The sequence below is a fragment of the Prosthecobacter fluviatilis genome, assembly GCF_055388355.1.
Genome location: NZ_AP043782.1, coordinates 3,234,138 through 3,249,554, shown reverse-complemented (window position 1 = coordinate 3,249,554; position 15,417 = coordinate 3,234,138). Strand labels below are relative to the sequence as shown.

At 59.4% G+C, this 15,417-nt stretch carries 10 protein-coding genes; 5 read left to right on the top strand and 5 right to left on the bottom strand.

The window, feature by feature from the left end; translation table 11 throughout:
- Positions 1–138 precede the first annotated feature (138 nt).
- Complete coding sequence (lexA, locus tag ACZ5WW_RS12470) at positions 139–774, top strand: transcriptional repressor LexA (protein ID WP_377168013.1); 636 nt, start codon at positions 139–141, stop codon at positions 772–774.
- Between the two features lie 5 nt (positions 775–779).
- Here lexA and ACZ5WW_RS12465 read toward each other — a convergent pair whose 3' ends face one another.
- A complete protein-coding gene (locus tag ACZ5WW_RS12465) occupies positions 780–2,258 on the bottom strand; it encodes a carboxypeptidase M32 (RefSeq protein ID WP_377168011.1) in 1,479 nt (492 codons plus the stop codon).
- Positions 2,259–2,374: 116 nt separating this feature from the next.
- Here ACZ5WW_RS12465 and ACZ5WW_RS12460 point away from each other — a divergent pair, with 116 nt between their 5' ends.
- Positions 2,375–3,637: a Glu/Leu/Phe/Val family dehydrogenase gene (locus ACZ5WW_RS12460; RefSeq protein ID WP_377168616.1), complete on the top strand. Its 1,263-nt coding sequence runs from the start codon at positions 2,375–2,377 to the stop codon at positions 3,635–3,637.
- 68 nt (positions 3,638–3,705) lie between these two features.
- On the opposite strand, the gene ACZ5WW_RS12455 is transcribed toward ACZ5WW_RS12460, so the two are convergent.
- Together ACZ5WW_RS12455 and ACZ5WW_RS12450 are read right to left on the bottom strand one after the other, a co-directional pair.
- The gene (locus ACZ5WW_RS12455; protein WP_377168009.1) at positions 3,706–5,721 is read right to left on the bottom strand and encodes an ATP-dependent DNA helicase; all 2,016 of its coding nucleotides are present in this window, start codon (positions 5,719–5,721) and stop codon (positions 3,706–3,708) included.
- Between the two features lie 62 nt (positions 5,722–5,783).
- On the bottom strand, positions 5,784–6,698 hold the full coding sequence (locus ACZ5WW_RS12450) for an FAD:protein FMN transferase (RefSeq protein WP_377168007.1): 915 nt from the start codon (positions 6,696–6,698) through the stop codon (positions 5,784–5,786).
- 42 nt (positions 6,699–6,740) lie between these two features.
- Here ACZ5WW_RS12450 and ACZ5WW_RS12445 point away from each other — a divergent pair, with 42 nt between their 5' ends.
- On the top strand, positions 6,741–7,748 hold the full coding sequence (locus tag ACZ5WW_RS12445; protein WP_377168005.1) for a metallophosphoesterase: 1,008 nt from the start codon (positions 6,741–6,743) through the stop codon (positions 7,746–7,748).
- Here the strand turns inward: ACZ5WW_RS12445 and ACZ5WW_RS12440 are convergent, their stop codons facing one another.
- Positions 7,749–8,213 (bottom strand): hypothetical protein, encoded by a 465-nt coding sequence (locus tag ACZ5WW_RS12440; protein WP_377168003.1) that lies wholly within the window; start codon positions 8,211–8,213, stop codon positions 7,749–7,751.
- A gap of 46 nt (positions 8,214–8,259) precedes the next feature.
- Between ACZ5WW_RS12440 and ACZ5WW_RS12435 the strand changes: the two genes are divergently transcribed.
- Positions 8,260–9,009 (top strand): FHA domain-containing protein, encoded by a 750-nt coding sequence (locus ACZ5WW_RS12435; RefSeq protein ID WP_377168001.1) that lies wholly within the window; start codon positions 8,260–8,262, stop codon positions 9,007–9,009.
- 6 nt (positions 9,010–9,015) lie between these two features.
- Here ACZ5WW_RS12435 and ACZ5WW_RS12430 read toward each other — a convergent pair whose 3' ends face one another.
- Positions 9,016–9,831 carry a hypothetical protein gene (locus ACZ5WW_RS12430; RefSeq protein WP_377167999.1) on the bottom strand — a complete coding sequence of 272 codons (816 nt, stop codon included), beginning with the start codon at positions 9,829–9,831 and terminating at the stop codon, positions 9,016–9,018.
- Positions 9,832–9,986: 155 nt separating this feature from the next.
- On the opposite strand from ACZ5WW_RS12430, the gene ACZ5WW_RS12425 reads away from it, so the two are divergent.
- The gene (locus tag ACZ5WW_RS12425) at positions 9,987–15,395 is read left to right on the top strand and encodes an FHA domain-containing protein (protein WP_377167997.1); all 5,409 of its coding nucleotides are present in this window, start codon (positions 9,987–9,989) and stop codon (positions 15,393–15,395) included.
- Positions 15,396–15,417: the final 22 nt, after the last annotated feature.

Genomic DNA, 15,417 nt, shown 5'->3' with positions numbered 1-15,417 from the left:
GTCGCCAGCAGTAGGAATGAGGGGATTTTCAGAAGATTTGAACACAGCATGTGCTGACTATGCGCTGAAATTGCCGCAGGAAAACATCTTGCGTATGGAGCGCGAGAGGGAATGTTCGCTCGAACAGCCCCGCTGACCATGCTCACCGACACTGACTCCCGCCTCACATCCCGCCAGCAGGAACTTCTGGAATACCTGCGCAGCTACCAGCGCACCAACGGCGTCATGCCTTCCACCCGTGACATTCAGCGCCACTTTGGCTTTTCCAGCCAGACGGCAGCGATGAGCCACCTGCGGGCGCTTGAGAAGAAGGGGGTCATCCAGCGGCATGCGCATAAAGCCCGTGCCGTCGTCTTTCCTGAAGACCTGGATCGCGCGGAGATCGTGGACATTCCGGTATTTGGCCAGATTCCCGCCGGCATGGCTGCGGCGGACATGGTGCAGCATGCGGACCGCTGCATCTCGGTGGATGTGAACACGCTGGGCATTCCGCGCACGGCGAAGAGCTTTGCGCTGAAGGTTCGTGGTGAGTCGATGATCGGTGCGCTGATTGGCGATGGAGACATCGTCATTCTTGAAATCCGCGAGCCGAGGCCGCGTGACATCGTGGCCGCGTTGATCGATGGAGAGAGCACCTTGAAGCGGTATCTCATCAAAGATTCCCAGCCTTATCTGCAGGCTGAGAATCCCGAGTTTCCGGACCTGATTCCCGCGCGAGAACTGCTCATCCAGGGCGTGATGATCGGGCTGATCCGGCATGTGCGGCAGGGCTGAGTGGATCAGCCGACGTAGCGCTCGCGCAGGTGCTTGATGTGCCATTTGGCATCTGTCGAAGTGCCAGTGGCTTGGGTGATGATTTCCTGAGGGAGGAAGGCGGCACCCTTGCTATGCACATTTGTGCGGAGCCACTGAAGCAGTGGTGCGTAGTCGCACTTCTCCAGGGCGGAGGAGATTTTCTTCTGCTTCTTGGCTGTGGCGAAAAGCTGGGCGGCATTGAGATTGCCCAGGGTGTAGGTGGCGAAGTAGCCGAGGCCGCCCATGCTCCAGTGAATGTCCTGCAGGCAGCCGCGGCGGTCATCCGGGGGTGTCATGCCGAAGAGTTCGCGGTATTCCTCGTTCCAGACTTTTGGCACGTCCTGCACGGAGAGCTCGCCCTTCACAAGACGGCGCTCGATGCCGAAGCGAAGGAGGATGTGGAGATCGTAGGTGGCCTCGTCCGCCTCGACACGGATGAAGCTGAACTCGCTGCGGAGCATCTCCTTCATGAAGGCCTCCAGCTTCACTTTGCGCAGGTGGGGAAAGAGCTCTTGTGCGCGAGGGAACCACTTTTTCCAGAAGGTGACGCTGCGGCCCACGTGGTTTTCCCAGAGGCGGCTCTGGGATTCGTGGATGCCTAGAGAAGCTGCACTGCCGCTGGGGAGGCCGTAGTCGAGCCCGGGAAGGCCCTGCTCGTAGAGGCCGTGTCCGGCTTCGTGCATGACACCGAAGAGGGAGGAGAGGAAGTCTTTTTCGTCGTAGCGAGTGGTGAGGCGCACATCTCCAGGGCCGAGTGTGGTGCAGAAGGGATGGGCGGTGGTGTCGATACGGCCGGCCTCGAAATCGAAGCCGAGGCTTTGGGCGATTTCGCGGTTTAGGATCTGCTGCTTCTCAATGGGGTAGCGGCCTTTGAGGGTGCCGGGTTTCACCTTGCTGGATCTGGCCACGGCAGCACGGGCGATTTCGGCGAGCTGTGGGCGCAGCTTGGTGAAGAGTGCTGCGACTTCGCGGGTTTTGGCACCACGCTCGTAGAGGTCGAGCAGGGCGTCATAGGGCTCGTCTTCGTAGCCGAAGAGGTCCGCCTTTTTGCGGGCGATGCCGAGCACCTTTTCCAGATGAGGAGCGAACAGGGAGAATTCGGATTTTCCGCGTGCCTCTACCCAGGCGGCCTTGGCGTGGGCGCAGACCTGGCTCTCCTCCTCGACGAGTTTTTGCGGGAGCTTGGTGGCGCGGTCGATGTCCCGGCGCAGGCCGCGGATGTTGGCGGCGTGAGTGGGATTTTCGGCAGGCTCTTTCTCGGCCTGCTCCAGCAGCTTGAGCGTCTTTTTGGAGGTCAGCAGAGAATGGGCCTTGCCGGTGAGGTAGGAGAGCTGACGCGCGCGGTGATCCAGCGCGTGTGCGGGCATGTAGGTTTCCTGGTCCCAGCCGAGCACGGCCTCGGTGGAGGTGAGGAGGGCGATTTCAGAAATGACTTCGCAGAGGGATTGATAGGCGGTGGACATGTGGATGTTCTGGCAGTGGCGTGTGTAGCTGGCAAGCGAAACCACATCGCATAGAATGGTCAGAATCTGCGCTCGAAGATTCTGTGATACGCGTATGTTTTGTCACCATGAGCAGCATGATTCCCCAAGTTTATGATTCGCCGATTTTCCGCATGGCCTGCCAGCAGTTTGATTTGGTGGCCGATTTTTTGGACATTCCTGAAAGCGCCCGTGACCGGCTGAAGATGCCGAAGCGCGCCGTGAGCGTGGCGATGCCGGTGAGGCGTGATGATGGCAGCACGACGGTCTTCATGGGCTACCGTGTGCAGCACCACCTGACGCTGGGGCCGACGAAGGGCGGGGTGCGCTTCCACCCGGACGTGACGCTGGGGGAAGTGGGTGCGCTGGCGATGTGGATGAGCTGGAAGTGCGCGCTCACGGGCCTGCCCTATGGTGGTGCCAAGGGGGGCGTGACGTGCGATCCGCGTGCGCTTTCCATCGGTGAGCTGGAGCGCGTGACGCGGCGCTACACGCAGGAGCTGATTCCGTTCATCGGGCCGCAGATCGACATTCCTGCGCCGGACATGGGCACCAATGAACAGACGATGGCGTGGATGATGGACACGTACTCGCTGCAGACCGGCCACTGCGTGCCAGCGGTGGTGACGGGCAAGCCGGTGGGGCTGGGAGGATCTCTGGGGCGCAAGGAATCGACCGGGCGTGGTGTGGCGTATCTGATCTCGCGAGCGATGGACACGCTGGGCATCAATGCGCAGGGAGCGACTGCGGTGGTGCAAGGCTACGGGAATGTGGGCGGAGTGGCGGCGGCGTCATTGAACCGCATGGGGCTGAAGGTGATCGCGGTGAGCGATGCGTTTGGCGGATTGTACAATCCGAAGGGCATCGACCTGGCGAAGCTGGACGAGCATGTGGCCAAGACGAAGAGCATCGTCGGATTTGATGGAGCGGAAGCGATTACCAACGAGCAACTGCTGACAACTCCATGCGACATCCTGGTGCCTGCGGCGATGGAGCGGCAGATCACCGGAGACAACGCGGCGAAAATCCAGTGTCGCATTCTGGCCGAGGGTGCGAACGGCCCGACGACGCCGGAGGCGGATGCGATCATCGCGAAAAGGCCGGAGATCTTTGTGATCCCGGACATTCTGTGCAACGCGGGCGGAGTGATCGTTTCCTACTTTGAATGGGTGCAGGATCTGCAGAGCTTCTTCTGGGACGAGGGCGAGGTGATGAGCAAGCTCTACCGCATCATGGAGCAGGCCTTTATGCAGACCCTCAATTTCAGCCGCAAGCGGAACGTGAGCATGCGCTTTGCAGCGCTGAGCCTGGGCATCCAGCGGGTGCACGAGGCGAAGCAGATGCGTGGGCTGTTTCCGTGATGGGATGATGGCTTGGATGCCAATCTATCGTTCGGAAATTCTGAACGGGCTGGCCACCGTCTCACGTTTTACTGCATGATCTCCGTCGGGCATTCCGGCAGGGAGGCAAGGAAGGCGCGGCCGTAGGGCTTGGTGAGGATGCGGTTGTCAAGGATGGCGCAGATGCCTTTGTCGGTGGCGGTGCGGATGAGGCGGCCGACGCCCTGGCGGAGCTTGAGGATGGCCTCGGGCACGCTGTATTCGGTGAAGGGATTGAGGCCCTGTGCTTCGAGGTGCTCGATGCGCGAGGCAGTGAGCGGGTGGTCCGGCACGGCGAAAGGCAGGCGGGTGATGATGACGTTGCTGAGGGCTTCGCCGGGGACGTCCACGCCGGTCCAGAAGCTGTCGGTGCCGCAGAGGACGCTGTGGGTGTCGTTTTTGAACTCGGCGAGCATTTGATGGCGGGGCATGCCGCGGCCTTGGACGAGCAGACGCCAGCCGCGCTTGTCGCAGTGGGCTTCGAGCTTGTCGGCCAGCGAGGTCATCTGGCTGTAGCTGGTGAAAAGGATGAAGGCGCGACCGCTGCTGAGATCGACGAAATGAGTGATCCAGTGCTCGAGCTTTTCAAGGTAGCCGGGATCGGAGGGCTGCGGCATTTTCTTGAGCAGATAGAGCTTCATCTGCTTTTTGAAATCGAAGGGGCTTTCGATGCAGGCTGCGCGGGCGTCCTCGGCGCCGACGCGGTTGCGGAAGTAGTTCAACTCCGAGTCGTCGCCGATTCCGAGGGTGGCGCTGGTGAAGACGCAGGCCTTGTGGCTGCTGAAGAAAATCTGCTTCAGGCGGGGTGCCACATCCACAGGGGCGGTGTGGAAGGAGACGATGCGGTTTTCATGGCTGGTGCGCTCGACCCAATGGACATGGTCTTCGTTTTCCTGATCGAGGAAGGCCTTGATGCCGACGCGGATGCTGGTGAGACGTTTGGAGAGGTCCAGGAGTTCGAGCTTGGTGCCTTCGCGGTCCACGGCATCGCCGGCTTTTTGAGCGCGCAGGGAAAGGCGCTGGAGCGGCAGGCTTAGGGTGTCTTCGATGAGGCCGGCTTCGCGGACGCGGAACTCGCGACCGAGGGCGTTGAATTTGCAGGCGGCTTCAGCTTCGCGGAAAAAGGTGTCCACGTTGTCGAGGGTCTGCAAAACTTCGCGAATGCCGTCTTTGTCGCCGAGCAGCTGGAAGAAGCCCTTGCGGGTTTTGGGGTTGTGAAGGCGGCCGAGCTCGAACTTGATGTTGGACTCGCTGATGTGGAGGCCGAAGGCGCGCGCGGCGACGTTCTCAATAGTGTGGGCCTCGTCGAGGATGACGAAGTCGCGCGGGAAGAGGAAGTTGCAGTCCTCGGCGGTGGTTTCGTCTGCGGAGGCCAGCAGTGTGAAGAAGAGCGTGTGATTGAGCACGACGACATCTGCCTGCTCCATGCGGCGTCGGACGTCCTGATACCAGCAGCGGCTGCCGGGCGGGCAGCGGCGGGGAGTGCAGGCGTGGGGCTCGCTGCAGACGAGGGACCAGACGCGGGCGCTGGGGGTAAAGTCGAGATCGCTGAGGGTGCCGTCCTCGGTCTCCGCCACCCAGTCGAGAAGCATCTTCAATTCGCCGGCTTCGGAGGTGGAGAAGAGGTCGGCGGATTCATTGAGGGCGCGCTTGAGGCGGGTGGGGCAGATGTAGTTGCCGCGGCCTTTGAGGATCTCGGCGTGGAAATTGCCCACCAGTTGCCGGACGATGGGGATGTCCTTGGAAATGAGCTGCTCCTGCAGATTGATGGTGTGGGTGCAGATGATGGCCTTGCGCTTTTGCTCCAGGGCAAAGGTGACGGCTGGAACGAGGTAGGCGAGGGATTTGCCGACGCCGGTGGCGGCTTCGCAAACGAGGGCGTGGTTGCCATCCAGCGCGGCACCGACGAGTTCGGCCATGCGCTGCTGCTGCGGGCGGTACTCAAACTGCGGGGAGGCGGCCATCCTGCCCTCGGTGGAGAAAGCATGGTGCATGCGCGGCGCGAGAGGGGGCCGCGAGATGCGGCCTGTCATTCCTTCTTCGTGATCTTCGGCGACGTGAAACATGCAGGGGGAGTGTGATAGCAGAGAGCGCCGGGCTCAGGGCAACGGGCTTTTTAGGACAAGGCTCATTTTTTACGCTCGAACCAGATGACCTGGAGGCCCAGCTTTTCGGCGAACGCACGACCTTCTAGGGGGCCTAGAACAAGAAGCGCAGTAGCGTAGCCGTCTGCCAGGGCAGCGCTGGCGTGAATGACACTGACGGAGGCGAGGGAGTGGGCAATGGGGCTGCCGGTGCGTGGATCGAGGATGTGGGCGTATTCCTGGCCGCCGACCATGAAGTGCTGGCGGTACACGCCGCTGGTGGCGATGGACTGGTCTTTGAGCAGCAGTGTTTGAGCGGTCTCTCCGGGCGGTGCGGCCGGTGTTTGAACGCCGACGCGCCACTCGCCCCGGGCGAGGACTTCGCCGCCGATTTCGAGGAGGAAGTCATGCATGCCTAAGGACCCCAGGTGCTGTGCCAGGTGGTCCAGCGCCCAGCCTTCAGCCACGGCGCTGACATTGATGCGCATTGCCTGGATGTCTTTGCGGAGTGCCGGGGGATCGTGGCGGGTGTGGAGGTGCTGCCAACCAGAGACGGCCTTGGCAGCGGCGATTTCTTCTGATGACGGATACGTGGTGCGCCTGCTCTTGGAGCCGAAGCCCCAGAGGTCAATAAGTGGGGCGAGGGTGATGTCGAGAGCGTGGCCGGTGTTGGCGCTGATGCGTTGTGCGAGTTCCACGACTTCGACGAGCTCGGAGGGGACGGGCAACCAGTCGGTGCTGACGGAGGCATTGAAGCGGGAGACGGCGGAGTCAGGCTGCCAGTGGCTGAGAATGGACTCCCAGCGGTCGAGAGTCTGCTGGAGATCCTGTACAGCGGGCAGGTGCGAACCGGGATGCACGCGCAGGCTCCAGGTGGTGCCCATGGTGTGCCCCCCCACTGTGGAGGGGCTTTCACGTGAGCAGCCGCAGAGAAGCAGGAGCAGAAAAGCGAAACGCATGAGTGAGAGAAAGTGAAGAGGAGTATCGTTTGAGCCAGCACGATGAATTTGACCTCCGTTTCCCGCCGCCGCGCCATTCAGACACTGTTTTGTTCCTCTGCCGCGATGGCTCTGAACCTGCGTCCTGACTCTGCTGCCGCAGAAGTGGGCAAAGAGGGATTGCACATGCTCATGATTGGCGATTTTGGCACGGGCGGTGTGGATCAGGTCAAGGTGGCGGGAGCGATGCAGAAGTTCGTGACTGCCAACGGCATCAAGCCTGAGGGACTGCTGCTGCTGGGGGATAATTTTTATGGCCCTGTCAAAGATGGATTTGCGGTGAACTCCCCTCGCTGGCAGAACGACATCGAGAACATGTACCCCCGGAGTGTTTTCCCGGGGCCCATGTGGAGCGTGCTGGGAAATCACGACTACCATGACAATCCAGGCGGAGAGAAGGTGCAGCTGGCCTATGCGGCGCAGCAGGGGGTGCGCTGGAAGATGCCGGGCAAGTGGTACCGCTTTGACCTGGGGCCTGCGGCCAGTCCGCTGGTGACGTTCATCTGCCTTGATACCAATTTCAGCTCCATCGCAGGTGGTGTGGACAAAAAAACAAAAAAGCCGCGAGGCTCTCTCTCGGTAGCTGAGGAGAGGGAGCAACTGGCCTGGCTCCAGTCAGAAGTGGCCAAGCCACGCGCTCCGTTTACCATCGTGGTGGGGCATCACCCGCTTTATTCCAATGGTGATCATGGCGATACCAAAGCTCTGATTGCCCAATGGGAGCCGCTTTTCCAAAAGCACCGGGTGCATGCGTATCTCTGCGGGCACGACCATGACCTGCAGCATCTCGAGCTTGCTGGGCGCTTTACGACCCACCTGCTTTCAGGCGGCGGCGGGGCGAGGACGCGCAAGCTGGATGGCAAACACCAGGTGCCCTTTGGCCAGGATGTCCATGGGTTTACTCACCTGCACATCGCGGCACAGGCTCTCACTTTCACCCATTACTCTGCGGATGGGGGTGCTCTCCACACGGTGACAAAGCTGCTTGATGGCAGCTTCAGGCTGGCATGATCACTTGTAGCCGGTGACCATTGCGCAGGGGACGGTCTTCCGCTTGCCCTGCTCTGTCTGGTGAATTGCGATCATATACATGCCGGTTTTCTTGGGCTTGTAGAAAAGCACAAAGCCCCAGCCGTCGAGCACGGGTAAAATGTCACCAGAGGGCTTGCCTTCCAGGTCCAGAACTGCGCCAGTGATGTACACGCCGGATTTTTTGGGTGTCGCTATGCAAAAGCAATACTCATTGCCCTTGAACAGCTGCATGCGGGTGGCTTTGCCGAGCTTGGGCTCGAGGAGGTAGGTTTTGACCTCGGCGCGGATGTTGTAGCCTTCGGCTTCCTGGTCATAAGCCAGGGCGCTGGCGGCTTTTTCGGCGTCTTCATTGTCGTCCGCCCGCAGAAAGGTCGCAGGCGCCAGCAGCATCAAAATGCTGAGGGCAAGGAAGACAAAGGGGGATGGGGCAGCTGGAGTGCGCATGACACAGGGGGCGGAGAAATTTCATTCTCACACGCGAACATAGCCGTTGCATCAGGAAAATCCCAAGATTCTGTGCTGTTGTTCGTGCCCCTCTTGGTTTTACGAATATTTACTCCCCTCAATCCCCCCTCTCTTATTCATGGCCTCAGTAGTTTTTTACATGGAGGACGGCACAACGCTCGTTCACAAGTTGGAAAGTGATGTTGCCACGACCATAGGCAGGCACCCTGACAACGATGTCGTGCTCACCTGCCCATCTTCTTCGGGGCGGCACGCGGTCATCAAGGTGTCAGAAAGCGGGGTTTATGTGCAGGATCTTGGCTCAAGCAATGGCACCCGTGTCAACGGTGCGGAGATCGAGGAGGCGCTGCTCAAAGATGGTGATCGCGTGGGTTTTGGGGATGTACAATCCGTTTTCTACGCAGGCGATGCACCTTCTGTGCTCGAAGAAAAGCCAGTCGCGGCCCCCCGGCTGTCCAGTTCCCTGCCGCCGCCAGCGCCCATCAATGCCGATCCCTCACGCCCTGCTGCTGCAGCGGCCAAGCCGTTGCCTGCCGGACGCCCCTTGAGCCCGGTGCGGCGCGCTTATGGCAAACCTGCCGCCGGCAGCTACCCGGACACCTCCGAAAGTGGCTGCATGACCGGCATCATCGTCACAGGCATGTTTGTCATCGCCTTTGTCGTTGGGCTGGCAATGCGTCACTCAAAAGAAATGAACGGCAACCTGTTTGAAGATTTGAAGGACAAGGCCTTCGGCTCCATGCCCAAAATTAAAATCGAACGCAAAGCAGAATAACGTTTTTTAAAGGGGGCGCCTGTAGCTGTCACACCGGTTGTGCCAGCCGGCGAGCCAGCGCTGTTCACGGCGGTCCGGGGGGGCGTTTTCAACCCGGCGGCTGAGCACACGCTTGGCGGCAGCAGCAAACTCCCCGGGTAGTTGCGACGTTGTTTTTGCTTGCGGCATGTCTTCCAGGACCTGCAACAGGCCCCATCCCTCATTATGGTAACGCTCTGTCGGGCTGGTGCCTTCGCCTTTGAAATTCACGTAGTCGATCAGACAGAACGTGCCTTCAGGGGTTTGTTTCAATCCCTCAAAGGCCTGTTGCACGCGCGCTGGTTTTTTTGACTGTGCCAGCATCTTGGGTAGCGCGGCCTCCATTCGGATGATGATAAATTCCGTCTGCTGCCTGACCGTGTTGCTGAGAATTTTGCGCAGTTCCTTCTGGCGTTCCCCATTCCTGTCAGCATCGAAGGCCGCCTTGGTTGGCCATGGGCAGGCACCTCGTGCCCATGCAGGTGTGGCTATGCCACGGGCTTCCAAAAAAGACATCAAAGGTGGAAAACTTTCGGAAAAACGATCATTGTATCCCTGTGGGTACCAAATGAAATGACCTATTCCTAATGAGGCAAAACCCTCGCCTCCATTCCAGCTAGTCAGTCCTGCCAGCGTGCCACCACACTCGTTTTGCCAGATTCTTTGCCCCACGCGGTCCATTTGACCTGGTGATAGACGCGTGCCCGGGCTCGTGCTGGTCGCCGGAACTTCAGCGCACCCTTCCAAACTGCTCAAAACCAGCACCAGAACGCTGAAATATTTGATGAAACGCGTGGCTTTCATATTTTAGAAATCTTAAATGATGCTGTGCAATCGGAGTGGTTTTTGTAACAATAGGTTCTCCGCGCATCTTCCCTATCGACTGATTTCATTAAGTTTGATTCACTTATTTTCCACCCTTATTCTTCAGACCCTTCAGTCCTTTCTGCGCGTCCGGCATGCCGTATCTGGCCTTCAATCTCAATGATGGAAATGAGTTCGTCTTCGACATCCTCGAGGAGCGGCTGTCCATCGGACGTGAAGCCAGCAACGACATTGTCATCGACAATACATTCATTTCCAGCTTTCATGCAGAGTTTATTCGGCAGCCTGACGGCGGCTATGAGATCGTCGATTTGAAGTCGTCGAACGGAACATTTGTCAATGGCAGGCGTGTGGAGCGTTTCCGGGTCAAAGGAGGTGACCGGATCATGTTCGGCCAGCTGGAAAGCCGCTTTCGTGAGCGGGCTCCAAAAGGGCTTGCTTCCGATGGGGGGTCCAAGTCCGTGGCTGCCTCCAAAGGGCAGCCGAGCCGCACTGACGGCAAAAAGGGGGACACCGAAAGCATCCCAGCAAGAGACAAGGACGGGCTTCCAAATACCAGCGCGGAAACCGGCAAAATCGAGGTCACCAAGCCTGTGGTGCAGAGGATCTCCGCCGATGCCCTGCGTTCACCAGGCGGGAGTGCGCCTCCAGTTGCATTGATCCCAAAGCCAACCGCGATCGAGTCTCCGGCGAATGCGCCCACACCGGCGGTTTCCAAAGAGGGGGGCGAGATGAGCAGCGAGGTCCGCGCTCTGGAGGCCACGCTCGCAGCCCGACGCAAAGAACTCACCCAGACCCAGGCCGAGATTAACGGGTTCAAAAGCGAACTCGAAAAATTGAAGGGCCAGGTGCAGAGCGCACGGACGCAGGTGGAAAACGCGAAAGCAGACGCAGGCAAGCTCGACGCCAGACGCCGTGATCTGGGCAATCTGGAGAGCAAGCTGGAATCAACCCGCACGCTTGTCACCAAAGCTGAGGAGGATCTGGGCACCGCGCAGAAAAGCCTGCAAGCTCTGCACGCAGAAGCTGAAAAGCAGCGCAAAGACCGTGAAGCCGTGACTGCCAGGCTCCTGGCTGAGGAGTCGGCCGCGAAGGAGAAAGTGGCGTCCATCAACCAGCTCCTTGCTGCAGCGCAGAAATCAGAAGCTGATCTGGAAGTGCAGCGCAGCGCTCAGCTGCAGACGCTGGATGCCCAGCTCGCGGCCAAGACGACGGAACTGGCAAAAGTTCAGGCAGACCTTGCCCTGGCGCAGGGCAGCCTCACTTCACAGCAGGCTGCTTTGGACAAAACCGCCGAAGAAGCGAGGGCTCGTGAGAGTGCCACGGCTAAGCTTGCTGCGGAGAAACGCTCTGCCGAGCTTCAAGATCTTGAGGTTCAGCTCGAAAACCGGCGTGCCGAACTGCAGAAAGCTCAGCAGGAGCTGGAGAAGGTCCAGACGGATCTCGCAGACCATAAAGATCAGCTTCAAAAGACCGCCTTGGAGGCATCCACTCGTGAAGCCGCTGTCGCCAGGCTCATCTCTGATGAAGCGGCCACGGCAAAAAAACTCGGCGAGCTTCATGAACAGGTCAGCAGCGCGGAAACAGTAGTCCGGCGACTTGTTTCTTTGCAGGCCGATACGCACAAAAGCGAAGCAGAGAAGCATATCAAGCGCAGCGGCGAACTGCACAGACTGGATCAGCAGTTCGAGAAGCAGACAGCCGAGCTGAAAAAAACCCAGACAGATCTGGCGAAAGCTCAAGGCGATCTTACGGCACAGCAAAATGTGCTCAGGCTGGCTACGGAAGATGCAAAAGCTCGTGAAGCCACCGTGACAAAACTGGCTGAGGATGAGAGCGCCGCCTCGCAAAAGCTGGCCGGTTTGCAAAAGCAGATTGGTGAAGCGGATGCCGAGGTCAGAAGACTGGCGCTCTTGCAGGCCGATGCACAAAAATCCGAAGCCGAGCAGCACAGCAAACGTGGGGCCGAACTGCAGGATCTCGACAGGCAGCTGGACTCCAGGCGTGCTGATCTGGCAAACCTCAAGGCCCAGTGTGAAGCCAGGCAGAATGAAGCCGACGCCGTCAATGCGGCCCTGGCCAAGGCCGAGCAACAGCTTCAGCAGGCACAGACTCAGATCGCACAGCTGGGTGGCGAGGAGAAGGCCATCATCGCGAGAGTCAGCGGGCTGCGCGGCAATGAAGACCGCCTCAATGCACTGACACAGACCCTGGCGCAGATGGAAAGCCAGCGAGGCTTGCTGGACACCGCCATCAGCGCTCTGCTTGGCAGGCAGCAGTCCCATGAGGCTGATGCCAGCAGCGCCGAACAGCGCATGAAGGATGTTCGTGCCCGGTTGTCCGAGCTTGAGCAGCAGCATCTTGCCGCTGAGCAGCAGCTCACGATTCTGAATGCCAGGAAGTCGGAAGCGGAAGCCGGCTTTGCCAGCCAGGAGAAGGAGGCGCTGGCAAAACTAGCAGACATTGACCGGCAGGCCAGGGACACGCGAAAGCTGGATGAAGCACAGAGACTGGAGGCAGAGAAACGCAAGGGCGACCTTGATGCGCAGATCGCTGAACGCGGAACACGTCTTGGCGAGTTGCAGGCGCAGGTGAAGGGGCTTGAAGACAAGGCGGCGGATATCACCAACAAGCTCGACGATCTTGCCTCGACGGATTCGAAGCTCAAAGACACCACGGATGCACTGAAGGCGGTCGAATCGCACAAGGCCGAGGTTGTGGCAGCTGTCGCGGCTTTGGTAAAAGATCGCGATGAACGCACTCGTGAGCTGCTCGCCGCCACGGAGCACGGGCGTGCTCAGGCGCTGCTCACACAGACGCTCATCCAGCGTCGGGAGAATTTAGAAAAGGAGGTGCGCCTCATCGAGGAGCAGCAGGCCGAACTCTCCCAGTCCATGGGCCGGCTTCGCGAGCAGGTGCGGGCGGCCGAAGCCGAACTCAAGGAGCGCGAGTCCAGGCTGGCGGCGGCAGAGCAGCGCACCAAAAATCTCGAAGAAACCGCAGCCTCTGCCGAGCAGCAGTTTAAAACTCTGCAGGCAGAGCACAGCAAGGTCGCTGAGCAGCTGGCACTTGCCAATAAAGATCTCGAGCAATCGGCTGCCTCCGCCATCGAAAGGAAAAAAGAGGCTGCCTCTGCCGCAGCCGCCGCTGAGAAAAGCTCGCAGCAGCACCTCATGCTGGTGGAAAAAATCAGCGGGTTGGAGGCTGCCATCGCCACGCTCACGACGGCCCACGCCAGCACTCAGCAAAAGCTGTCCGCAGCGGAAACGGACCATCAAAATCTGCAAGACCGTCTGATCGGACGGCAGAAAGAAATTGCTGCTGCCGAAACCCGCGTGGCCGAGCTCACGCAGCAGACTGCGGGTCTCGAAGACCGCCTGAAAGAGCTGGCGACTGCGAACAGGCAGAACGCCGAGCTCAATGCTGCGATTGCTCTCGCCACGCAGGAAAGAGACAAGCTTCAATCTGAAACACAGCGCATCACCAAGGAAAGGGCCGAGCTCGAATCGGTGCTGCCAGATCTTCGAGGCCATGTGACGCAGACCCGTGCCGAGGCAGACAATTTGAAGGCAGAGCTTGCGGCCCTGATCAAGGAACGTGATGCAGCCGCAGCTACGCTGAAGGAATCAGTTGAACAGCGCAAGGCTGCCGATGCCTCCGTTGAGGCTCTGCGCGTTGAAATGGCCAATCTCGACAAGATACTGGGTGACAGACGCGCCAACCTTGAAGCCGAGACTAAGTCCAAGCTCGCGGAGGTGAACGCTGCTGAAACACGGCTCAAAGGCGTGCAGGAGCGGATCGCATCTGCTGAGAAGAGGCTGGCTGAGCTGGCCGGGGTGGATGAACGCATCATCACAGCCTCCAAGACTCTCAAAGACACCGAAGCGCAGCGGCAGGCGGAAGAAAGAACCTTGGCGGAACTGACCCGCAATCAGGACAGGCTGAAGAAGGAGTGCGCTGCTCTCGAGGCATCATTGAAGACGGAAAATGCGAGGCTCTTGGAGCTGACCAAGGCTGTCAAAACCAATGAAACCAGGGCTGCGGACGCTGAGAAACGTGTGGAAAAGGCCGCAGCCGCTCAGCAGGCGGCCGAACAAAAACGCGCAGAGGCAGATGCCGCTGCAGAGAAGGCACGTGCGGAAGAAAAGAACCTGAGAAAACAAATTCCAGCGCTGACCACCGAACTCGCTGGCATCCAGGCGCAGTTGGTAAGTGTCACCAAGGAGCGAGAGGAGGCTTCTCAGTTCGTTACGCGCCTGAACGTCACCACTGACGGCCAGAACAAAAAGCTGTCCGAGTTGCAGCAGCAGATTACCCAGCTGGAAGAGGCCCATAAAGTCAGGGAAGAACGGGTGATGAAGGCACAGGCGGAAGTGGACAGGGAATCCGCACGCCTGAAGTCAGCGCAGGAGCAGTCTCGTGCTGCGGAGTTGCAGCTCGGTGAACTGGAAAAAGAGGTCAAGGACGCAAGGCTGAGATCCGACGCCGCAAAGAAAGATGCAGCTGCGATCGAGGGAGAGCTGCGACAGCGTCTCGACCGGGTGCAGAACCTCAAGGCAGATGAGGAACGGCTGCTCAAGGTCATGGAGACCCAAAAACTTGAGCTGGCAGAGGCTGACCAGTCTCACAAGGAGCTGCAAACCAAGATCGATGCGCGGAAGACCGAGCTGAGTGAGTATCTTAACGTCGGTGGCAGGGTTCTGGGGCTGGGCCAGGCACTTGCGGGGCTGGAATCCCGCCAGACGGAGATCAACAAGTCCTTGCGCAGTGCTTCGGAGGAAGATTTGGCGATTCAGATCAAGCTCAACGCCGCCCAGGAGGCGCTAAACCGCGAAGCTTCGCGCGCTGAGCAGGCGCGCAAGGATCGTGAGGCTGCCGAGTCCGAATTCAAGAGATTCAGTGCCGATATCCAGAAGCAGGCTGCAGTTTTGCAGAACTATGAACTGGAGCAGAAGAAGCGTATTGCCGAACTGGAAAAGCGCATCACCGACCTCGGTGCCACACACCAGCGTGCTGCGGGCCAGATTGACGAAACAAAGGCTGAACTGGTCCGGCTGGAAGGCAAAAAACAAGAATTTGCCCAGGCGGAGGCCCAGCTGAAGCACTGGCAGGAGATCGAAAAACGTCTGCGAGGCCAGCTCGTCGAGCTGGAGGAAAAACATGAAATCATGCGCCGGGGGCTGCCGACGGAGGAGAGCACGGTGGTCATGTTTGCCAACGACATCATCAAGCGCATCGATCTGATCGACGCACTGGTGGCCCGCTATGTCGCGTCAAACGGCAGCGATGTGCCGCAGCAGCTTTTGACTCTGCGTGCCTCATTTGAGGACATTTTGCACCAGCATGGTGTGACCGAATTTGATGTGTCCCCCGGCACCGAAGTGGACATTGAACTGCGCAAACGAATCGCCGTGGTAGATTCACTGCCGGGCAAATCCAAGCCGCGCGTCACCGAAAGCTGCCGCTCTGGTTTTATCTTCTCGCGTGGCGAAGGACACGAGATTATCCTGCGGAAAGTGGAGGTCCGAACCTCCAGCCAGTAGCCCGCCTTCTGGAACCCTTTTA